The sequence below is a fragment of the Pseudomonas sp. XP1 genome (genome assembly GCF_053557675.1).
In genome coordinates this window covers 177,378-198,748 of the sequence record NZ_JBNRIJ010000009.1, presented here as the reverse complement: position 1 = coordinate 198,748, position 21,371 = coordinate 177,378, and the positions used below count along the sequence as shown (strand labels likewise).

21 protein-coding genes and 1 tRNA gene are annotated in these 21,371 nt (G+C 55.5%); 8 read left to right on the top strand and 14 right to left on the bottom strand.

Annotation, left to right across the window (positions count from 1 at the left end; all coding sequences use genetic code 11):
• The first annotated feature begins 324 nt into the window (after positions 1 to 324).
• Entirely contained in the window at positions 325 to 1,047 is a 723-nt protein-coding gene (locus ACK1U9_RS11360; RefSeq protein ID WP_046614056.1) for a FadR/GntR family transcriptional regulator, read from the top strand.
• A 39-nt stretch (positions 1,048 to 1,086) separates the two neighbouring features.
• Here the strand turns inward: ACK1U9_RS11360 and glsB are convergent, their stop codons facing one another.
• Positions 1,087 to 1,995, bottom strand: a complete 909-nt coding sequence (glsB, locus tag ACK1U9_RS11355; RefSeq protein ID WP_449109902.1) for a glutaminase B — start codon at positions 1,993 to 1,995, stop codon at positions 1,087 to 1,089.
• Positions 1,996 to 2,208: 213 nt separating this feature from the next.
• Here glsB and ACK1U9_RS11350 point away from each other — a divergent pair, with 213 nt between their 5' ends.
• A complete protein-coding gene (locus ACK1U9_RS11350) occupies positions 2,209 to 3,246 on the top strand; it encodes a sensor domain-containing diguanylate cyclase (protein WP_449109905.1) in 1,038 nt (345 codons plus the stop codon).
• Positions 3,247 to 3,970: 724 nt separating this feature from the next.
• On the opposite strand, the gene ACK1U9_RS11345 is transcribed toward ACK1U9_RS11350, so the two are convergent.
• Entirely contained in the window at positions 3,971 to 4,639 is a 669-nt protein-coding gene (locus tag ACK1U9_RS11345) for an HD domain-containing protein (protein WP_153671004.1), read from the bottom strand.
• A 540-nt stretch (positions 4,640 to 5,179) separates the two neighbouring features.
• On the opposite strand from ACK1U9_RS11345, the gene ACK1U9_RS11340 reads away from it, so the two are divergent.
• A complete protein-coding gene (locus ACK1U9_RS11340; RefSeq protein WP_025338548.1) occupies positions 5,180 to 5,422 on the top strand; it encodes a hypothetical protein in 243 nt (80 codons plus the stop codon).
• Positions 5,423 to 5,586: 164 nt separating this feature from the next.
• Positions 5,587 to 5,856: a DUF3077 domain-containing protein gene (locus ACK1U9_RS11335; protein WP_153671003.1), complete on the top strand. Its 270-nt coding sequence runs from the start codon at positions 5,587 to 5,589 to the stop codon at positions 5,854 to 5,856.
• A 124-nt stretch (positions 5,857 to 5,980) separates the two neighbouring features.
• Here ACK1U9_RS11335 and ACK1U9_RS11330 read toward each other — a convergent pair whose 3' ends face one another.
• Complete coding sequence (locus tag ACK1U9_RS11330) at positions 5,981 to 6,712, bottom strand: hypothetical protein (RefSeq protein ID WP_153671002.1); 732 nt, start codon at positions 6,710 to 6,712, stop codon at positions 5,981 to 5,983.
• A gap of 111 nt (positions 6,713 to 6,823) precedes the next feature.
• Complete coding sequence (locus ACK1U9_RS11325) at positions 6,824 to 7,966, bottom strand: DUF3883 domain-containing protein (protein ID WP_449109901.1); 1,143 nt, start codon at positions 7,964 to 7,966, stop codon at positions 6,824 to 6,826.
• Between the two features lie 1,576 nt (positions 7,967 to 9,542).
• Between ACK1U9_RS11325 and ACK1U9_RS11320 the strand changes: the two genes are divergently transcribed.
• Together ACK1U9_RS11320 and ACK1U9_RS11315 are read left to right on the top strand one after the other, a co-directional pair.
• A complete protein-coding gene (locus tag ACK1U9_RS11320; RefSeq protein WP_153671001.1) occupies positions 9,543 to 10,703 on the top strand; it encodes a ParB N-terminal domain-containing protein in 1,161 nt (386 codons plus the stop codon).
• Positions 10,704 to 11,669, top strand: coding sequence for a hypothetical protein (locus tag ACK1U9_RS11315; RefSeq protein WP_153671000.1), 966 nt, complete (start codon positions 10,704 to 10,706; stop codon positions 11,667 to 11,669).
• Between the two features lie 32 nt (positions 11,670 to 11,701).
• Here ACK1U9_RS11315 and ACK1U9_RS11310 read toward each other — a convergent pair whose 3' ends face one another.
• The 10 genes from ACK1U9_RS11310 to thrS all read right to left on the bottom strand — a co-directional run bounded on the left by ACK1U9_RS11310 (position 11,702) and on the right by thrS (position 20,329).
• Positions 11,702 to 12,700 (bottom strand): DNA (cytosine-5-)-methyltransferase, encoded by a 999-nt coding sequence (locus ACK1U9_RS11310; protein WP_153670999.1) that lies wholly within the window; start codon positions 12,698 to 12,700, stop codon positions 11,702 to 11,704.
• A gap of 141 nt (positions 12,701 to 12,841) precedes the next feature.
• Positions 12,842 to 12,918 (bottom strand) — tRNA-Pro (locus ACK1U9_RS11305).
• Between the two features lie 114 nt (positions 12,919 to 13,032).
• Complete coding sequence (locus tag ACK1U9_RS11300) at positions 13,033 to 13,389, bottom strand: MerR family transcriptional regulator (protein ID WP_003250681.1); 357 nt, start codon at positions 13,387 to 13,389, stop codon at positions 13,033 to 13,035.
• The gene (gene ihfA, locus ACK1U9_RS11295) at positions 13,370 to 13,672 is read right to left on the bottom strand and encodes an integration host factor subunit alpha (RefSeq protein WP_003250679.1); all 303 of its coding nucleotides are present in this window, start codon (positions 13,670 to 13,672) and stop codon (positions 13,370 to 13,372) included. The genes ACK1U9_RS11300 and ihfA overlap by 20 nt, the downstream gene beginning before the upstream one ends.
• A gap of 4 nt (positions 13,673 to 13,676) precedes the next feature.
• Positions 13,677 to 16,058, bottom strand: coding sequence for a phenylalanine--tRNA ligase subunit beta (pheT, locus tag ACK1U9_RS11290; protein ID WP_241105758.1), 2,382 nt, complete (start codon positions 16,056 to 16,058; stop codon positions 13,677 to 13,679).
• 31 nt (positions 16,059 to 16,089) lie between these two features.
• Positions 16,090 to 17,106 (bottom strand): phenylalanine--tRNA ligase subunit alpha, encoded by a 1,017-nt coding sequence (pheS, locus tag ACK1U9_RS11285; protein WP_013972006.1) that lies wholly within the window; start codon positions 17,104 to 17,106, stop codon positions 16,090 to 16,092.
• Positions 17,107 to 17,215: 109 nt separating this feature from the next.
• On the bottom strand, positions 17,216 to 17,572 hold the full coding sequence (gene rplT, locus ACK1U9_RS11280) for a 50S ribosomal protein L20 (protein ID WP_003250671.1): 357 nt from the start codon (positions 17,570 to 17,572) through the stop codon (positions 17,216 to 17,218).
• A 27-nt stretch (positions 17,573 to 17,599) separates the two neighbouring features.
• Positions 17,600 to 17,794, bottom strand: a complete 195-nt coding sequence (gene rpmI, locus ACK1U9_RS11275; protein ID WP_003250667.1) for a 50S ribosomal protein L35 — start codon at positions 17,792 to 17,794, stop codon at positions 17,600 to 17,602.
• Between the two features lie 61 nt (positions 17,795 to 17,855).
• Complete coding sequence (gene infC / locus ACK1U9_RS11270; RefSeq protein ID WP_013972005.1) at positions 17,856 to 18,407, bottom strand: translation initiation factor IF-3; 552 nt, start codon at positions 18,405 to 18,407, stop codon at positions 17,856 to 17,858.
• Positions 18,407 to 20,329: a threonine--tRNA ligase gene (gene thrS, locus ACK1U9_RS11265; protein WP_013972004.1), complete on the bottom strand. Its 1,923-nt coding sequence runs from the start codon at positions 20,327 to 20,329 to the stop codon at positions 18,407 to 18,409. Before thrS ends, infC begins: the two co-directional genes overlap by 1 nt.
• Positions 20,330 to 20,667: 338 nt before the next feature.
• Here thrS and ACK1U9_RS11260 point away from each other — a divergent pair, with 338 nt between their 5' ends.
• Together ACK1U9_RS11260 and ACK1U9_RS11255 are read left to right on the top strand one after the other, a co-directional pair.
• Positions 20,668 to 20,973, top strand: a complete 306-nt coding sequence (locus ACK1U9_RS11260; RefSeq protein ID WP_025338540.1) for a hypothetical protein — start codon at positions 20,668 to 20,670, stop codon at positions 20,971 to 20,973.
• A 162-nt stretch (positions 20,974 to 21,135) separates the two neighbouring features.
• Positions 21,136 to 21,348: a cold-shock protein gene (locus tag ACK1U9_RS11255; protein ID WP_003250656.1), complete on the top strand. Its 213-nt coding sequence runs from the start codon at positions 21,136 to 21,138 to the stop codon at positions 21,346 to 21,348.
• Positions 21,349 to 21,371: the final 23 nt, after the last annotated feature.

The following is a 21,371-nucleotide window of genomic DNA, read 5'->3' as shown; positions in this document are numbered from 1 at the left end:
CGAACACCGGCAAAGCCGGTGCCATCGATCGCGCCGGATTCTTCGCGGGTAAACCCGCTCCCACAGGTACTGCGCTGGCTTCGATTTGACACTACACCTGTGGGAGCGGCTTCAGCCGCGAACACCGGCGCAGCCGGTGCCATGCACCGCGTCGCCTGCTTCGCGGGCACGCCCGCTCCCACAGGTACTGCGCTGGCTTCGAGTTGACACTACACCTGTGGGAGCGGCTTCAGCCGCGAACACCGGCGCAGCCGGTGCCATGCACCGCGTCGACGCGCTAATGCTATGATGCTGCCCCCGCCCGAAGGATCCGCCCCGCCGCACATGAACTACCGCCAACCCACCACGCGCAAGAGCATGCACGCCACCCTGGTCCAGGACCTTGGCGTACAGATCGTATCCGGCCAACTCGCACCCGGGCAGAAGCTGCCCTCCGAGGCCAGCCTGTGCGAAGCCTACGCAATCAGCCGGCCGGTGTTCCGCGAGGCGATGCGCGCCCTGACTGCCAAGGGCCTGGTCGAGGCCCGCCCGCGGGTGGGTACCCTGGTCCGGCCGCGCCATGACTGGCACATGCTCGACCCCGACGTACTGCACTGGCTGATGCAGGCCACGCCACAGCAAGAATTCTTCAACATGCTGAGCAGCGTACGCTGGGTCATCGAACCCGCCGCCGCCGCACTGGCCGCCACCAACGCCAGCGCCGACGACGTCGATTCGATCGCCGAGGCCTACCAACGCATGGAAGCCGCACGCAACCACGAAGAACGCCTGCAACCCGACCTGGACTTCCACGCCCGCATCGCCGACGCCACCCATAACGACCTGCTGGCCTACCTGTGCAACATGCTGTCGATGGCGCTGCGCGAATCGGTGCGCTACTCCAACCAGCGCGCGAACTTCGACCAGCTCGCCCTGCCCCGGCACAAGGCGATTCTGACCGCTATCCAGAACGGTGACGCGCTGGGTGCGCGGCATGCTTCACTGGTACAGCTTGAAGATGCCCGGGTGGCGCTGGCCAAGGTGTTGGGGCAGGACCCGACGAGCTGAGGTATCAACCGGGCCTACCTCAGCCACCGAGCCCGCCGATCAGAATACCGACCAGCCGATACGCGAACTGAGCAGTTCAAGCGCCGCCATCCCCGCCAGCGAGTTACCCGCCGCATTCAACTCCGGCGACCACACGCACACCGTGAACTGCCCCGGCACGATTGCTACAATCCCGCCCCCCACGCCACTCTTGCCAGGCAACCCAACCCGGTAGGCGAAATTCCCTGCTTCGTCATACAACCCGCTAGTGGCCATGATCGAGTTCACCTGCTGGGTCTGGCGCCGGGTCAGAATCTGCTCACCACTGTGCTTGCAGAACCCATCATTGGCCAGGAAACAGAACGCCCGGGCCAGGTCCAGGCAATTCATCTGCAGCGCGCAGTAACTGAAATAGCTGCGCAGTACCGTCTCCACCTCATTATGGAAGTTGCCGAACGACTGCATCAGGTAAGCCATGGCCGCGTTACGCGCGCGGAACTTATACTCCGAATCGGCAACGCGGGCATCGATCGCGATATGGGGATTGCCCGACAGCCGCCGAACGAAATCGCGCATCGACAACGTGGGTGCAGCAAAGCGCGACTGGTTGATGTCGCAGATCACCAACGCCCCCGCATTGATAAACGGGTTACGCGGCCGACCGCGCTCGAACTCCAGCTGCACCAGCGAGTTGAACGGCTGGCCGGAAGGCTCATGGCCAAGCCGTTCCCAAATGGCTTCCCCCGAGTGCCCAATCGCCTGCACCAGGCTGAACACCTTGGAAATACTCTGCACCGAGAACGGCACCAGGGCGTCGCCTGCGCAGTAATAACTGCCATCGTTGCCATAGACCGCGATGCCCAGCTGGTTCGCCGGCACATCGGCCAGCGCAGGTATGTAGTCAGCCACTTTGCCCTTGCCGATCAAGGGACGTACTTCTTCAAGAATCTCGTTCAACAGCGTTTGCATGAAAGGCCCTGTATCAGTCCCCAGACGACGGCGAAGGGGTAGCATTCTTGACGAAGACCGAGCGAAAGAAATCACACTCTCGGCAAGAAATGGCCAGCCGCACCTGCAGCCCAAGGCTCCACGCTATAACCTATGCTGTGCTTGTTTCGACGGTATATAGAACACGCCCCCGCCAGGTACCGAAGCAGCCAACCAAGGAATGGAGGACCAAAGATGCCAGCTTGCCCTTTACCCGCTGACGAAGCGCTTCGCCAGCGCACGCTCGATGAAATGAACCTGGTCGATACACCAGCCGAGCACTACCTCGATACCCTGGTGCGGCTCACCCAGGACCTGGCCCATGTGGACACTGTGCTTATCAGCCTGATCGACCAGGACCGACAGTGGTTCAAGGCCCGCATAGGGCTTGAGGCAAGCGAGACGACGCGCAGTATTTCCTTTTGCGGCTACGCCATTCTCGGCGAGGGTACCCTGATGGTGCCCGACGCCAAGTGCGACGGCCGATTCATCGACAACCCGCTGGTGCTCAACCCGCCCTACATCCGCTTTTACGCCGGCCACCCCTTGCGTGCAGGTAACGGCAAAGCCATCGGTACGCTGTGCATGTTCGACCCGCGCCCACGCGAGCTCAGCGAGGCTCAGCAAGCAAACTTCAGGGACTTGGCCACGCTCGCCGAGGGATACCTGCAGCTGCGCACCTTGGCGCAGGTGAACCGCGATCTGCGGCTTGAAATGGATCGCGAGCAGCGCAAAGCCCTGCTCGACCCTTTGACACAACTGTGGAACCGCGGCGCGTTGTCGGCGTTTGAAGCGCATGAACGACGATTGGCAGAGGTGAACGGCTTACAGCTGGGTGCGGTTTATGCCGACCTGGACCACTTCAAATCCATAAACGACAAGTACGGCCATGGCGGCGGTGACAAAGTGCTATGCGAGTCTGCCCGTCGCCTGCGTGCGGCACTGCGCCCTGATGACCTGGTGGTGCGGCATGGGGGTGAGGAGTTTGTTGCTGTTTTGCAGGTCAAGGACAGCGAAGAGCTGACCCGGATTGCTGAGCGGATTCGCGAACAGGTGGGTGCCAGCCCGATGCAGTTACCCTGTGGCCCGTTGAAGGTGAGCGTGAGCGTAGGGTGCACCCTGTTTGCCAAGGGTGAAAGGCTGGATGACGCACTGGAACGTGCTGACAAGGGGCTCTATACCGCCAAACAGAATGGGCGTGATCGGGTTGTCTATGTAGCCCCGTCATTTTGAGCCGAGCACGGTCCGGGCTGTACGGCATCTCTTCTCGCACGTCAGCCCGGCTGTTCATTCCCCAGAGCCCGCCCCGCTCGGCATGCCCTTGCCGCCAAAGCTGGAACATCTAAAGGCCGCAAACACAGTGCTCAAACCCTGCGCTTGCCCTTTGAAAGCAACTGCCTTGCAAAAACTCTAAATGTTACCGCGATCCCTGTGGGAGCGGGCGCGCCCGCGAACACGGGCGCAGCCCGTGCCATCCACTGTAAACCCGCTCAAAAACTGCACACAACTCGTCGATCAGCAGAACCTAGCACAAGAAGGTCCAGCCCAGAGGCGCGTTGCCGCACGGATAGCTCAACCGGCAAGCAAGGACCCAGCCTCTAAGGGATCGGCGCCGCCGCGGTCCAATATACCCACGAAGACTCCAACACAGCGAATGGCATCGCCGACAAGGTCTTCACGAACAACCCCGCCCTCAAAAACTGCAAATATCTCCCTGAATTAGCAGCCCCCCTGTGGGAGCGGCTTCAGCCGCGAACACCGGCGCAGCCGGTGCCATGCTCACGCTAAATTCTTCCGCGCCCAAACAGGACACTTAGGCCCATGACACCACAGCTACCCGCCCCAAAGCCCAAGGCCTGGCTACTTCCCCAAAGAAACCCACAACATCGATCCAGTCGTGGGCAGTTCCAATACAACTGGCTCATGCCAAAAAACCTGCCAATCGCCCCAAGCCCCGTCACTGCATCCCTACCCCGCCAGCCCCGATCTCATCCATGAAATCCGCAAGAAACACTTCAAGCCGAGCATGACGTTCAGCAGCCAGCCGAGCCCCTTCAGCAGTTTTAAAACCCGACGCAAGCTTGAGCAGCTTGGTATGAAAGTGCTCGACCGCATACGCCTTATCCAGATATTCCCTCCCCCACGCAGCGGGGTTCTCGAAATCGTACAGCGCCGACCCCATTCGCCCGGAAACGTAAAAACACCGGGCGATACCCACTGCACCTATAGCGTCCAGGCGATCACTATCCTGAAGAATCCTAGCCTCAAGGGTGAGTGGTTCGAAGCCAGCCGAGTAGCTGTGGGTTTTGACTGCATGCGCCACCTGCTCGATGCGCTGCAATGGCCAGCCCATATCAGCCAGGATTGACGCCGCCTTTTGTGCGGACAGCGTTGACGCCTGCCCACGCAAGGGCGAGTTCTTTTCTACTGCGACACAATCATGCAGCACCGTCGCTGCAAGCAGCACTTCCAGGTCGCCGCCTTCTACGCGCTGTATCCGTTGTGCGTTGACCCATACGCGATGGATGTGGGACAGGTCGTGGGAGCCATCTGGCTGGTCAGCCGGTAGATACTTCAGCAGGTCTGCGGCAAAGCGCTGGAAAGGGGCAAAAGCTTCGATAGTCATCTTCGGTGCATTCCATGGGCTGTTACTTGGCGTCCATTGCAGGGGGCAGGCCCGTGACCTGCCTTGGTCCAGATGCGAGCGGGTCAGTTTCAAGGCTTGAGTGGCGAAAGTCCATGCTGGACCGTTTGTTGGCATCGCGACATAACTGGATACAGGGATTCGTGAGTGGAAAGCTTTTTGAGATTCACAAAGCGTTAACAGAGCAGCCTGCGTTGCATGGTGTGGAGATGAACGGGCAAAAAATGTCAGAATTAAACCCTTCCTTGTAGGCCATTTCCCAAAGATACTCCCTGTGCCTGTTTTTCGTTGCACATGACCAACGTGGATTTTAGTCTCGGCTTGTCGCTGCCAATTCAGCGACCGGTTTTGACGGACCGATGACGCTGTCCTCATGTGCACACTTTTATGGTGGCTGTACGTGCGGGCACCCTGTGGTGCGCCGAGTGCCAACGTCTCGGTCCGTCAACCCGCGTACAGCTACCACCCCATTGCTTGACGGCATGGCCGTGGTAGTTCCTCCTTCTACGTTGGAGCTTCACCATGCTCAAGATCGTTCCAGATCCTCCCCACAAGACTCTCTGCCTTGAAGACACCCTGATCCAAGCCACGGACTACGCACTATGCGCGGCGACCGTTGTGCATCAGGCAATGCTGCTGCAGCCCAAATCGCCTGCGTCGATTTTGATGATGACCTCGATGCATGAACTGGAGACGCTGCGAGCTTTGCTTGAGTCCGCACTGATCCAGGTGCAAATGCCCACTGAGCCTAGGACTTTGCACTAAGGCTTCATTGATGTGTCGCCTGGGCTGCCCCTATCGCCAGCAAACAAGGCCCCACATGGATCTAAGCTGCCCCACAAATCTCGAGGCCTATGCAGTATTTGTGAGAGCTGGCTTGCCGGCGATGAGGCCAGACCAGGCACTAGAGATTTCGGGGAGACTGAACAATGTCCACAGAAGAAACCAAATTCACCGTCGGCAAAACCACCTTCTACCAAGGTGAAAACCAGACACATCCGCTGTTCCGCATCGAAGCAGGCATCCCCTGCCAGAGCGCCCGAGAACAAGCCTCGGAGCTTATGGGCTACGCACGGGATATGACCCTGGACGGCTTGATGGAAGACAAGCCACAGTTGATCTGGGCCTCGCATTACCTCTGCGCATTAGCTAAGGCGCTGATGGATGATGCCGAGCTGGGTATGATGAAGGACGGCTGACAAGTCGAAGTAGTGCATAGGTTCATGTGGAAGCGGCCTTAGGTCGTGAGAAGGGCCGCGAAGCGGCCCGGAATAACTCTGGCCATTTATCGAGGGATCGCAAGTTTCCAAGCCCCACCAATCATCATTCTCGAGGCTCATCAAATATCGGGGTCTCTTTGCTAGCGCCCCTCAATGCGACATCAAGAATTTCAATCTGGTAATGATAACGAGCCGCAAGAAATCCCAACAATATCGCACCTATCGAGAATCCAAACAAAAATGCTCCAATCCAAAGCAGCAGAGTATTACCAAGATTGTCAAGTTTGAAGCCTGCTGTAAAAGTTTGAGCAACCCAATCCAAACCACCAAATTCGCCAACAAAGGAGTATGAGGTTGCCAGCAATCCAACAACTGCTGTTTTCTCACCAAAAAAACGTCCTGAGCTAGCGTTTATTCGACTGATTTTTCTTTCCAACCAAAACCGTGCATCCTCCAATGCAGGATGTCCGTATACGTCTAGCTGGCCAGCCAGTTTGTGTTCATGCCGCACATCCTCACACAAACTACCGAGAGCAAGAATCTTCCATTTCCGCAGAAGCATTAATGAGGCTATCATTGGAACGATTAAAGCAGCCACAGCCAGAACCGTGGTAAGCAAAAACATAATTATCACAAATATTTTAGCCACTGTAGCCGGAGGCCTGGCATCATAGAAAAACACAAACAACCCATTCACGAGCAAGAAAATAAACGAGAATCCTAGACACCAATTCGCGATCACCTGCGCTTTAGCCTCTAAATCTGTACGACGGATTTTGCGCGGCTCGCAGGCGCCCAACACCTCCAAAACTTTTATTGTATGATCAATCGACACTGAATTTCTCCCTTCATGATTACCGACCACTGACCCATTCCCATGCCAGCGCATTCAACGAAATACAATCAACAAAAGTCCCACCTGATTACGCAATCAGCTAGGCAACCACTAACGAAAGTGCTCGCGAAAACTCGCCCTGAAGTCCAACGGTTTCAAGTACAGCTGGTTTGACAAAGCACCTCGCAGAATGAAAAGCTTGGGATCGTCTCTAAGTTGAAAAACCCGGTAAAGATAATACTGGTCCCCTGCTTCCTGAGAGAACTCTATTTCATTGTGGCTAACGATAAATGAGGACGCGATCCCCCCATTCGTCGCCTTCACCTCAATATAGCGATGGAGAACATCGCTCTCAAACGAAAGGATGTCGTAGCCAGCACCATCACCTTGAGTGTCCGAGATCCACTCCAACTTTTGGAACAGCTCAGGGTGGCCCATCTCCGTCAGGCGGTGCTGCTCATAGCCAATCACCCAGCCCTCGCCCAATCGCCCAAGTTTGCGATTCGCTTCGTCCCGAGCGGCGTAGTCAAGCTTGCGAGGTAGGCGCTGTCGAATGTGTGTCGGTGCAGCCAGCGTCTGCCGCTCTTCCATAACTGGAGATTCGACTAGCACTGCTGAGTATGACTTCTGTGCCGGGCTCTTCACCTCCTCAAGCACATCGACGATCTTGCCCACATCCTCCGAATGTCGAAGCACGTAATCTTGGACAGTTTTGCGTAATAACAATTGGCTGTTACCACGGGGTTTGTAGCCTTGGATAAAAGGCAAACCCATACCTGCGAGAACAGCGCTGATGTTCTGGTGTTTAAGCTCTACGGACGCTTTGCTTCGCCCTTTCAATTGCTTGCGCAAGAGCTCGTTGTGCCCGGACTTGTTAAACGCCACGCCATCAGCTTCTAAACGGAGCATTTCGAAATAGTCAGCGACCGTGGCCTGGACCTCATTTTCCGTCCAATCCTCCCCAATCCGTATAACGTCAAAACCTAAAGCCTGGAGCAGCGGAACCACGGTCATTTCACCGCCAGAGAAATCCTCGGCCCTAAGCACGCCTTGATTAGGAAACTGCTTACCAAAGGCAACACCCACGATCGCCTTCGAGTCGCATGGCTCCCCAGTTCGAGGGTTGCGAACCATGTAGTCTCTGGATTTCCCGAAACCATAGCGTTTGAGGAACGCCACCCGTCCCAGACGCGAAAACTCATCCATTGCAGCCTGTACGGCGGCGGGGCTTTTCAGGAGGGAAAGCTGGGGCACTGGCTAAGCATCCTTGCGGTGATTTTCGTCGCCACTCTCAGCTTTTTCCTACGCAAAATCAAGCCGCACAAGGCCGCACAACTCGCTAACAACGGCGTGTTTACCTATCACGCGCTAGTCCCACGCTGTCAGACGCACTAGAATATTCCTACGCTCTTTCTCATTTCGTCTGTTGGAAGTATGGTATCCAGCATCTGCAACGAAGGCGAAACGGTGGCTCAAAACAGCACAGTTCGCCCGCCGCCACAGGATGCGCTCGTGACACCCACCAACACTTCAACCTAACTTTTCGATATCACCCGCCTGGCCCAGGCCCTTGAGCAGTCGCCAGCGACCGCAACTGGGCCAAGTTCCATTCACCCAAGAACCTAGCCATGGGGTAAAGTCGGTGAGTTAACTGAGATCTTCCAATGGCTCAGCGAAGACGTTTCCAAGTCCGTAACTCGCAGCCTGGAAACATCGCAGGCCGTCGAGAGTGAACTCGCGACGTGCTGATTTATCTGGTAGGCATTGCCTCCTTATTGGGCATGGACCTTCACGCCGCAGCCTAATGCAAACTGCCCCGTAGCGGCGAAAAGTACACAGTTCAAAAGGCCGCAATACCGCTTGGAAGTACGACTAAGCCTGACTGCCTGCCTTCAATAAGGAAGAGGGACCTTTTTATGAAACCACCAACATATAGTTTCTGAACGATAGCACTAACAACAACATAGAAGATGTAATTCTGCTGAGCCTTAAGACTTCGGTCGTCGAGCTGTCGCTGAGCAAGAGATGATGTCCGGAAGACCGTTATTAGGCAAACGACCAAAAACACCGAAGCTTCAGCCCGCTAACCTTATGAGTTAACACATAAACTCCAAAACAAGGATCAATAGCAAGCCTATTAACCCCAAAATATTTCGCATAAATTCACCAAAAAAACACTAGCGAAGCCCATATCATTAAAAACCAATGCATCGCACAAACAAAAGACCAAATATTTCACTTGCTCAGGCATCAAAACAACTATTTCAACCTGGAGGCCAACTAGACACTTGAGAAAATTTTTAGGCCCCCAAAAGAAAATATAAGACCCCACATCTAGACACCAACTTGAATCCTAAATTTAAATTGACGACACCCCTAAAAAACCAGACGACAACCACATACGCGCAGAGCTAGAGCCTAACGTAGAAAGCCAAATAAAGAGACAGAATTAAACACTTGATAAAACCTCGAAGAGCCATTCGATTGAAAGCCGACCGATGCTCCAGTTATACTTAAATCTACTCTTGAAAACCTAACAGACCTAGAAGCACCCGCAAGACAACTGGAAACCCCTACACCAGGATCGGAGAGTCGTGCAAAGAAAGTCACCCAGGCCACCATTGAAGCCAAAAAGTAAATCAGAAACCATACAAAAACATAGCATGCACTCACGCCAAACCAAAATAGACCTGACCTCCCAATAAAGGTACGTAATTTTCAGCTACTGCAATGACTGAACCCAGCAGATTTTAAAGCGGGAGTCTCTAGAATTCTTACCTCAAAAGAGCTATACTCCATCCTTATATAGTAGAAAACGGCAGGACATCTCATGTCACAACGCAAACCCAAGCTGGCATTACCTATACCTGACGCACCAATTAAGTATATATCACTTAAAGATTTGAAGCTCGACAGTAAGAACCCTCGATTTGGCATAGCAAAGGGCGGAAGAGCCAATCAAAACGACATACTCGATTTCATTGTCGAAAACTTTGGAATTGAAGATGTAATAAGCTCCCTTGCTTACAATGGATATTTCTCCGCAGAGCCCTTGATCGCCCGCCACGAAGCAGACGGTAGCTATACTGTAGTAGAAGGAAATCGCCGACTGTCAGCATGTTTAATTCTGTCGGGCGACGACCGTGCTAGCAATCAAGCTCGCAGATTCACGGACGTACTAGAGAATAAAAAAAGCATTTGGTCAAAAGCAAGTGTAGTGCCCGTACATGTATTTGAGACAGGGGATGACTCCCTAAACTTAAATGCATACCTCGGCGTACGCCACATAATGTCAGCGAAAGCATGGGACTCCTATGCAAAAGCATCTTGGATTGACGACGTCGTTTCGTCTGGACAAATGACACTACAACAGATCGCCGAAGTAACCGGCGACAAAAATAGAACAATTCAAAGACTTCTTGAAGGCTATTACTTCATCAATCAACTAAAAGATGAAGGAAAATTCATTCCAAGCGATAGTTTAAGAAAAGGTCGAGGCAGCAATCCAGACTTCCCATTCTCTTGGGTTTATACATTCTTAGATTACAGCCAAGTCAGGAACTATTTGGGACTAGGTGAGTTTGATCCTAAAAATAGAACTCCAATTCCGAAAAATAAAACCGCTGACTCCGCCGCAGCCATTAGCTACATGTTCGGCGACCGTAGCAAAGCACGAAACGGCTTGATCGCAGACTCAAGGCAGTTAGGAGCACTAGCTAGCGCAATCGCTGATCCGACTAAGCGTGAGCTTTTACGGGCCGGAAAGACAGTCGATCAAATTGAGGCGCTGTCAAAATCACCTATTGATCAGTTTGCATCGTCTATGATCGAAGCAGAGAACGCCATTGCAAGCGCGCTTAAGATAGTTTCTGAAGGGAAGCTGGATAAAAATGATGCCCTTCATATGATCAATAAAACCAGAGATGTAGCTCAACTTAGCGCCAACCTATTTAAAACATTACGCGAAATGGACAGCCCGGACTTTTTTTAAATGGATTATGTTCAAGACAGTTATCGATGGGACCAGAGAGGCATATTGTTCAAGCCCTCAACCAATGCTGACGAGGCTGAACTAAATGCAATAAAGCGTGGAATTACCCCAATAGATATAGGTGTAGCGGATGATATTATTGCGGACGAGCATCATTCCGATCTTCCCGAGCATGGCTACACCTGGAAGGATGAAGAATATGCCCTGGATATGATTACGGGCCCAGTGATACAGGAGATTGACAGACGGATAAAACTAGGAGGGCATTCCTACCCCTTTATTCGAGAAGGTAATGCACTAAAGTACATTAAAAGTAAAACACTCGCGTACGAATTTTGCCTAATCACTACCATTCAAAAAAACATTAGTTCAGCCCCTTACAATCAGCTCCCCATACTTTTTGAATTAATAGTTACTGAAGTCGCGAAGTGCTATTTAGGCGGGTCAGCCGAAGGCATTAGAACAGGTGCGCCGTCACATGATCCAATCGAGAGGCCTAAAAATTTTAAAAAACTTTTCGAGAGAGTGAATGAACTAACTTTAGGTGAATTTCAGTGGTTACCTACCGTACACCTTGAAGACGATGAATCCCCCAACGCACCCAAAGATGAAGGCCTGGACTTTATCGCATGGAAGCCTTTTGGCGACTTCAGAAACGGCCAGCTATTTATATTAGGTCAATGTGCATGCGGCGATGACTGGGAAACTAAATTCTCCGACCTCCAAGTTGAAAAACTTGAGCGATGGATAAACCCGGTAACTTATGCAAAATTTCTAAGGGCCTTCTCTGTACCTCACCATATCCCAGGTCATGCAATTTTCAATGACGTTTGCAGACGCGCAGGAATAACGTTTGATCGCCTCAGAATTTCAAAAATCTCAGAAGATAATCACGATCACTTTGAAGCTAAATTTGGATCCAAAATCCGAGACGCGATTGGACTCGTAGTAAAACCTTACCAATGAAATAAGGCCAGCTAAACGCTGGCCTCATATCTCTAGTTCCAAATATCGGGCAATGCACTTGCAACTGCATGAAAAAGCGGTGGAGGCACTGCATTACCAACTACCCTATACCTGTGCCTTAACATATTGTGCTCGATGTTAGCCTTAGAACCAGTAATGGTTTCCGGAAAGATCAAATCTCCGCCATGCAAGATATATTCAGGCATAAACCCCTGCAATCTCGCTGCCTCCCGATAAGAGAACCTTCGAGCTGGCGCTTCATTCTCAAACACCCATTTATCCGTATTTATGCGAAGCAGTTTCGGACTAATAGGATGCAATGGCATATGGCGCATATGACTAACAACAGTTTTACTTACTTCAGACCAGTCTCTGCGCCGATTTCTAGATAGATAATACCAGTGGAAGGGATCATCACAAAACTCACCTGTGGGCCAGTCTGGCAATCCTTCCAATGCATCAGCAATAGTAAAGTATGGAGTGTCGGTTAAAGGACCATGCGTTGGGGCAGGAAAAACAAATGGAACACCTAAATCTTTTCTGACACCAACGATAACTAATCTCTTTCTTTCCTGTGCAACACCAAAATCATGAGCATTAAGCTGCTTCCAATAGACGTCGTAGCCATAACGACCAGCCTCAGAAAACTGTTTCAATTGGTCGTCAAGCAGATGTTTGTAAGTACTTCGCCTTAATCCAGACACATTCTCGGCAATGAATGCTTTAGGCTGAATTAAATTAAGCGCACGCGCGAACTCTAAGTACAAGGTGTTAATTTTTCTGTTGGCTTCGCGCGCACCACCTTGACTGAACCCTTGACACGGGTAGCAACCAACTAGCAATTCAGCATCAGGAAAGCTCGAGATAGCTTGAACATCACCAACTCTATAGTCGGTCTCAGGGAAATTTGCCAAGTAAACATCATGAGCGTACGCCAAGACATCATTAGCCATAACGACATCAAAACCAGCAGCTATCACGCCGGCATCTGACCCGCCACACCCCGAAAATAATGAGACCGCTGTTGGCATGAACCCCCCTCATGAGCGCTAGGATTATACGACGCTCAAGCACTTAACGCACATCGCACATATCGACCTTGAAAATTCGCTCGGACATAGCCAGTAAAAAAACAAAAAGCTCAACCGCGTAACGGCTGAGCTTTTCTAATATGGTCGGGACGGAGTGATTCGAACACTCGACCCCTTGCACCCCATGCAAGTGCGCTACCGGGCTGCGCTACGCCCCGACTGGGCTTTGAAGCATGCTCTCAATACTACCGAGAACGTTGAAGAATGTACCCTAACCTCCTGATAAATGGAAGCTTTTTCTCAAAAAATTTTCCATTCACCAGCAACCCAGGTCACTTCTTCAACACCACCAACACATCCTCCAACTCGACAATCATCTGCCGAATCAGCTGCTTGTACTGGCTCGACTCATCCTTGGCCTCATCACTGGAGAGCCTCAACCGAGCCCCGCCAATGGTGAACCCCTGGTCATAAAGCAGCGCACGAATCTGGCGAATCATCAGCACATCCTGCCGCTGATAATACCGCCGGTTCCCCCGCCGCTTCACGGGATTGAGCTGATCGAACTCCTGCTCCCAATACCGCAGCACGTGCGGTTTTACCGCACAAAGCTCACTCACCTCACCAATGGTGAAGTACCTTTTGCCCGGTATGGGGGGCAGTTCGTCGTTATGGCTTGGTTCCAGCATAGGCCTCAACCCGGGCCTTCAACTTCTGCCCTGGACGAAAGGTGACGACGCGCCGTGCAGTGATCGGGATTTCTTCCCCTGTCTTGGGGTTGCGGCCCGGCCGCTGGCGTTTGTCGCGAAGGTCGAAGTTGCCGAAACCGGACAGCTTGACCTGCTCGTTCTCTTCAAGTGCGTGCCGAATTTCTTCGAAAAACAGCTCGACCAGCTCCTTGGCCTCACGCTTGTTAAGCCCCAGCTCCTCGTACAGCCTTTCGGCCATCTCAGCTTTCGTCAGAGCACCCATGCCGTTATTTCCTTAACGTGGTGTTCAACCTTTGTTCGAGCGAGGTGAGGATGTTTTGCAGTGCGGCGTTCACCTCATCGTCGTTAAGAGTGCGCGATGGATGCTGCCAGGTCAAGCCGACGGCAAGGCTTTTTCTATCAGGATCAATACCTTTACCTTGGTAGACGTCAAACAGCCTGAGGTCTGTGAGCCATTCGCCTGCATTGTCACGAATTACTTCAAGCACCGAGCTAGAAGCTACATCACGTCCTGCGATCAAAGCCAGGTCGCGGCGGGTTTCCGGGAACTTGGACAGCTCGCTGAATTTCGGCAGGCGGCCTTCGACCACGTCGCCCAGCACCAGCTCGAACAGGAACACCGGGCGGTCCAGGTCCAGGGCTTTTGCCAGCTCTGGGTGGATGGCGCCGAGGTAGCCAACCAGCTTGCCGTCACGCTCGATGGCGGCGGTCTGGCCTGGGTGCAGGGCTGGGTGCTTGCCGGCGCTGAAGGTGAAGTCGCTAAGGGCGCCGGAGTAGCCCAGCAGGGCTTCCACGTCGGCCTTCACGTCGAAGAAGTCGACGCCGTCGCGGCCGTTGGCCCAGCCTTCTGGCAGGCGGCTGCCGGTGACAACACCAGCGATCATCGGCTGCTGCTTCAGGTCGCCGAGCTGGCCGACGAAGCGCAGGCCGCTTTCGAACAGGCGCACGCGGTCTTGCTGGCGGTTCAGGTTGTGCTGCAGTGCCTTGACCAGGCCCGGCCACAGGGACGCGCGCATGGCGGCCATGTCGCTGGAGATGGGGTTGGCCAGCAGCAGCGGCTCTACGCCCGGGCTGAACAGTTCGAACAGTTTCGGGTCGATGAAGCTGTAGGTGATGGCTTCCTGGTAGCCGCGGGCAACCAGCAGGCGGCGCAGGGTCGGCAGGTCACCGCGGGTTTCCGGCTTGCCCTGGGGGGCCAGACGGGCTTGCGGGTAGCGAACCGGCAGGTTGTTGTAGCCGTACAGGCGGGCCAGCTCTTCGATCAGGTCCACTTCCAGGCTGATGTCGAAGCGGTGGCTTGGGACGTTGACGGTCCACTGCCCTTCCCCGTCTTTAGTCGTGGTCAGTTCCAGGGCGTTGAGCAGCTGCTCGACCTGGGCTGGGTCCATTTCCATGCCGAGCATCTGGGTGATGCGTTCGGCGCGCAGGGTGACCGGGGCCACTTGCGGCAGGTGCTGTTCGCTGACGGCTTCGACGACCGGGCCGGCTTCGCCGCCGACGATGTCCAGCAGCAGCTGGGTGGCGCGCTCCATGGCTTCACGGGCCAGTTGCGAGTCAACGCCGCGCTCGTAGCGGTGCGAGGCGTCGGTGTGCAGGCCGTAGGAACGGGCTTTGCCGGCGACGGAGATCGGTTCGAAGAAGGCGCTTTCCAGGAACAGGTCGCGGGTTTTTTCGGTGTTCACACCGCTGTGCTCGCCACCCATGACGCCGGCAATGGCCAGGGCGCGGGTGTGGTCGGCGATCACCAGGGTGTCGGCGCGCAGGGCCACTTCCTGGCCGTCGAGCAGGACGAGCTTCTCGCCCTCTTCGGCCATGCGTACGCGGATGCCGCCGTTGATTTCTGCCAGGTCGAAGGCGTGCATCGGCTGGCCGAGTTCGAGCATCACGTAGTTGGTGATGTCGACGGCGGCGTCGATGCTGCGCACGTCGCTGCGGCGCAGGCGTTCGACCATCCACAGTGGGGTCGGCTTGCTCAGGTCGACGTTACGGATGACGCGGCCCAGGTAGCGTGGGCAGGCAGCCGGGGCGCTGACTTCGACCGGGCGCACTTCGTCGTGGGCAGCCGGTACGGCTGGCACTACCGGGCGGGTGACCGGGGTGTCGTACAGGGCGCTGACGTCGCGGGCCAGGCCTGCGATAGACAGGCAGTCGCCGCGGTTGGGGGTGAGGCCGATTTCGATGCTGGCGTCGTCCAGGCTCAGGTACTGGCGAATGTCTTCGCCAACCGGGGCGTCAGCCGCCAGTTCCAGCAGGCCGTCGTTCTCTTCGCTGATCTGCAGTTCGGCAGCCGAGCACAGCATGCCGAAGGACTCGACACCGCGCAGCTTGGCCTTCTTGATCTTGAAGTCGCCTGGCAGTTCGGCGCCGATCATGGCGAACGGGATCTTGATGCCTGGGCGGGCGTTAGGGGCGCCGCACACGACCTGGAAGGTTTCCTGGCCGTTGCTTACCTGGCACACGCGCAGCTTGTCGGCGTCCGGGTGTTGTTCGGTGGCGAGGATTTCGCCCACGACGATGCCGCTGAACTGGCCGGCAGCGGGGGTAACGCTGTCGACTTCGAGGCCGGCCATGGACAGGCGGGCAACCAGTTCGTCACGGGAGACTTGCGGGTTTACCCAACCGCGCAGCCACTGTTCACTGAATTTCATGCTGTTCTCCTAGAATGTGCGTCGATTGGGCCTAGCGGAATTGGGCAAGGAACCGCAGGTCGTTATCGAAGAACAGACGCAAATCGTTGACGCCGTAGCGCAGCATGGCCAGGCGCTCGGCGCCCATGCCGAAGGCGAAGCCCTGGAACTCTTCAGGGTCGATGCCGGACATGCGCAGCACGTTCGGGTGCACCATGCCGCAGCCCATCACTTCCAGCCAGCCGGTCTGCTTGCACACGCGGCAGCCTTTGCCGGAACACATCACGCACTGGATGTCGACTTCGGCGGACGGCTCGGTGAAGGGGAAGAACGATGGGCGGAAACGTACCGCCAGTTCTTTTTCGAAGAACACGCGCAGGAACTCTTCGATGGTGCCCTTGAGGTCGGCGAAGTTGATATCGCGATCGATCAGCAGGCCTTCGACCTGGTGGAACATCGGCGAGTGGGTGATATCCGAGTCGCAGCGGTACACGCGGCCCGGGCAGACAATGCGGATTGGCGGCTGGGTGGACTCCATGGTCCGCACCTGCACCGGCGAGGTGTGGGTGCGCAGCAGCATGTTGGCATTGAAGTAGAAGGTGTCGTGCATCGCCCGGGCCGGGTGGTGGCCTGGGATGTTGAGCGCTTCGAAGTTGTGGTAGTCGTCTTCCACCTCTGGGCCTTCGGCAATGCCGTAGCCGATGTGGGTGAAGAACTGCTCGATGCGCTCGAGTGTACGGGTGATCGGGTGCAGGCCACCGGTGGCCTGGCCGCGGCCTGGCAGGGTGACGTCAATGCATTCGGCAGCCAGGCGAGCGCTGAGCTCGGCTTCTTCGAAGGCGGCCTTGCGGGCATTGAGCACAACGGTGACGCGCTCTTTGGCGTCGTTGATCAGCGCGCCGACTTTCGGCCGCTCTTCGGCTGGCAGGTTGCCCAGGGTCTTCATCACCTGGGTCAGCTCGCCTTTCTTGCCGAGATAGTTCACCCGGATCTGTTCCAGGGTATTGATGTCTTCAGCGCGCTCCACGGCCTCTAGGGCTTGGGAGACCAACGCATCCAGGTTTTCCATGTACAGACTCCAGATACGAAAATAGGGGAAGAGCTTTGAAGGCTCTTCCCCTATCGATGACGTTCAATGCCCGACGGCGCTAGCGCCGCCGGGTGATTGTCGCGGGTACTTAAGCCAGAACGGCTTTAGCTTTCTCGACAATCGCAGCAAACGCCGCTTTTTCGTTCACTGCCAGATCGGCCAGAACCTTACGGTCGATTTCGATCGAAGCCTTTTTCAGGCCAGCAATCAGACGGCTGTAGGACAGACCGTTGGTGCGGGCACCGGCGTTGATACGAGCGATCCACAGTGCGCGGAACTGACGCTTCTTCTGACGGCGGTCACGGTAGGCATATTGACCTGCCTTGATGACAGCCTGCTTGGCAACGCGGAATACGCGCGAGCGTGCACCGTAGTAGCCTTTAGCCAGTTTCAGAATTTTCTTGTGACGCTTACGAGCGATGACGCCACGCTTAACACGAGCCATGAGTAACTTCCTCTATCTAAACCAGAATTAACGTACGCGCAGCATGCGCTCGACTTTTGCCACGTCAGACGGGTGCAGCAGGCTGGCACCGCGCAGTTGACGCTTACGCTTGGTCGACATTTTGGTCAGGATGTGGCTCTTGAAAGCGTGCTTGTGCTTGAAGCCGGAAGCGGTCTTCAGGAAGCGCTTCGCAGCACCGCTCTTGGTTTTCATTTTTGGCATGTTGGAACTCCGCATTCGATAAAATTACACAATAATCATCAGGCCTGCCGTGCCCGGGAGATTACTTCTTCTTTTTGGGGGCGATGACCATCATAAGCTGGCGTCCTTCCATCTTAGGATGCTGCTCAACGGAGCCGTATTCGGCGAGGTCGGCTTCGACCCGCTTCAACAGCTCCATGCCCAGCTCCTGGTGGGCCATCTCACGGCCGCGGAATCTCAGAGAGATCTTGGCCTTGTCCCCATCGGTAAGGAAACGTACCAGGTTGCGTAGTTTTACCTGGTAATCCCCTTCTTCCGTCCCTGGACGAAACTTGATTTCTTTGATCTGGATCTGCTTCTGGTTTTTCTTGGCTTCGTTGGCCTGCTTCTTCTTCTCGAAGAGGTGCTTGCCGTAGTCCATCACCTTGCAGACGGGCGGTTGCGCGTCGGCGGAGATCTCCACCAGATCCAGCTTCGCTTCATCAGCGATACGAAGCGCTTCATCAATCGAGACGATGCCAATCTGCTCGCCGTCAGCGCCAATTAACCGAACCTCGCGTGCCGAGATATTCTCGTTGATCGGGGCTTTCGGTGCAGTTCGTTTATCGTTTCTCATTTCACGCTTAATAGTCATTACTCCGATTCTAGGCGACCGCGCTGGGCAACAGCGCTGTTGAGCAGCTGCGTGAATTCAGCCACCGGCATGGAGCCGAGGTCTTTGCCTTCACGGGTGCGTACTGCGACGGTCTGCGTTTCGACTTCGCGATCCCCTATAACCAAAAGGTACGGGACCTTGAGCAAAGTATGCTCGCGGATTTTAAAGCCGATCTTCTCATTTCTCAAGTCCGACTTGGCACGGAAACCGCTACCGTTCAGGGTATTTTCCACCTCGAGGGCGAAATCGGCCTGCTTGTCGGTGATGTTCATGATCACGGCCTGGGTGGGTGCCAGCCAGGCCGGGAACACGCCAGCGTAGTGCTCGATCAGCATGCCGATGAAGCGCTCGAACGAACCGAGGATGGCACGGTGCAGCATGACCGGGCGAACTCGGCTGTTATCTTCGGCGATGTAGCTGGCATCCAGGCGTTCTGGCAGGTTCGGGTCGTACTGCAGGGTACCGCACTGCCAGTTACGGCCGAGGCAGTCGCGCAGGGTGAACTCGATCTTCGGGCCGTAGAAGGCGCCCTCGCCCGGCTGGTATTCCCACTCCAGGCCCGATTCGTTCAAGGCGTCGGCCAGTGCGCCTTCGGCACGGTCCCACAGCTCTTCGGAACCCACGCGCTTGGCCGGGCGGGTCGACAGCTTCATGGCGATGTCGGTGAAGCCGAAGTCCTTGTACACGTCCAGGGTCAGCTTGATGAAGTCGGCGGCTTCTTTCTTCACCTGTTCTTCGGTGCAGAAGATGTGCGCGTCGTCCTGCACGAAGCCACGCACGCGCATGATGCCATGCAGGGCGCCGGACGGCTCGTTACGGTGGCAGGCACCGAACTCGGCCAGGCGCAGCGGCAGGTCGCGGTAGCTCTTCAGGCCCTGGTTGAACACCTGCACGTGGCACGGGCAGTTCATCGGTTTTACCGCGTAGTCACGGCTTTCCGACGAGGTGGTGAACATGTTTTCGGCGTAGTTGGACCAGTGGCCGGAACGCTCCCAGAGAATGCGGTCGACAACCTGCGGGGTCTTGATTTCCTGGTAGCCGTTGACGCGCTGAACCTGGCGCATGTACTGCTCGAGTACCTGGTACACGGTCCAGCCGTTGGCGTGCCAGAACACCATGCCCGGGGCTTCTTCCTGCAGGTGGAACAGGTCGAGCTGCTTGCCGATCTTGCGGTGGTCGCGCTTTTCGGCTTCTTCGATCCGCTGGATGTATGCCGCCAGCTGCTTCTTGTCGGCCCAGGCGGTGCCGTACACGCGTTGCAGCTGCTCGTTCTTGGCATCACCGCGCCAGTAGGCGCCGGACAGCTTGGTCAGCTTGAATGCCTTGAGGAAGCGGGTGTTCGGCACGTGCGGGCCGCGGCACATGTCGACGTATTCTTCGTGGTAGTACAGGCCCATGGCCTGCTCGTCCGGCATGTCTTCGACCAGGCGCAGCTTGTAGTCTTCGCCACGGGCCTTGAACACGTCGATGACTTCGGCGCGCGGGGTCACCTTCTTGATGACGTCGTAGTCCTTGTCGATCAGCTCCATCATGCGCTTTTCGATGGCAGCCATGTCTTCAGGAGTGAAGGGGCGCTCGTAGGCGATGTCGTAGTAGAAGCCTTCGTCGATGACCGGGCCGATCACCATCTTGGCGGTCGGGTACAGCTGTTTCACCGCGTGGCCGACCAGGTGGGCGCACGAGTGGCGGATGATCTCCAGTCCCTCTTCATCTTTAGGGGTGATGATCTGCAGGGTGGCGTCGTTGCTGATCAGGTCGCAGGCATCGACCAGTTTGCCGTCGACCTTGCCGGCCACGGTGGCCTTGGCCAGACCGGCGCCGATCGAAGCGGCCACTTCGGCTACGGATACGGCGTGATCGAACGAACGTTGACTGCCATCGGGAAGAGTAATAACGGGCATGGCGCCTCCTCTCCTAGTGGTGACCCCTACCAAAGGTCACGTGGGTTGGGATGAGCCAGTACAAGATCCGACCTGCCTTCCCGCAACGGGAAGCCTGCCTCACAGTGGCAGAAGCCTTTCGGCTTGCCAGGGACGAACCAGAGTGACTGGAAAGAAAAAAGATAGCTGCAGGCTGCACGTTGTCAGCTGCAAGCCGAGCATGCTAGCACGCGGGTTGCATGCCAGGCAGAAATATTTGGAAATTACAGACTTCGGCTGAACTTACGCGGAAAAATTCCTATCAGACCTTGGGAAGCAACCTACTCTTGATGAGACCTTAACCCAAGGAGTAACCGGTTATGCGAGTTCCGTCTCTTCTGGCCCTGGCGGCCGCTGGGGCCCTGCTGCTGCCCATGGCTGCGAATGCCGGCAACTTCCCGGCCGGGAAGGAAGCCGCCTACATGAGCCAGTGCACGCAAGTGGCTCAAGGCCAAGGCGTTGACGCTGCGACTGCGAAAAAACACTGCGACTGTGGCGCGCAAACCATCAAAAAGAATTTCACCGACGCGGAGATTGCCGACCTCGACAGCAACGATGGCGTGGACGCCAAGCTGATGCAGAAGGCCCAGACGGTCGTGAAACAGGCCTGCGCACCGAAGAGCTGAAACCTTAAAGCCAGAGCAGGCCAGCCATTCTTTGCGCTGGATCAATATCCTGCGAAGGTAAAAGGCGCTAGATGCGCAGAATTAGACTATGATGTGTTCCGTGCTCCGTAGCCTCGGCCGCATTGCACCACTGAAAAAACTAAATGTTCTGGAGATTCACCCATGTCCAATCGCCAACAAGGCACCGTCAAATGGTTCAATGATGAGAAAGGCTACGGCTTCATCACCCCAGCAGGCGGCGGCGACGACCTGTTCGTTCACTTCAAGGCCATCGAATCTGACGGCTTCAAGAGCCTGAAAGAAGGCCAGACTGTTTCCTTCGTCGCCGAGCGCGGCCAGAAGGGCATGCAGGCTGCACAGGTTCGTCCGGAGTAATTCGGATAGCTGTAAAAAAACCC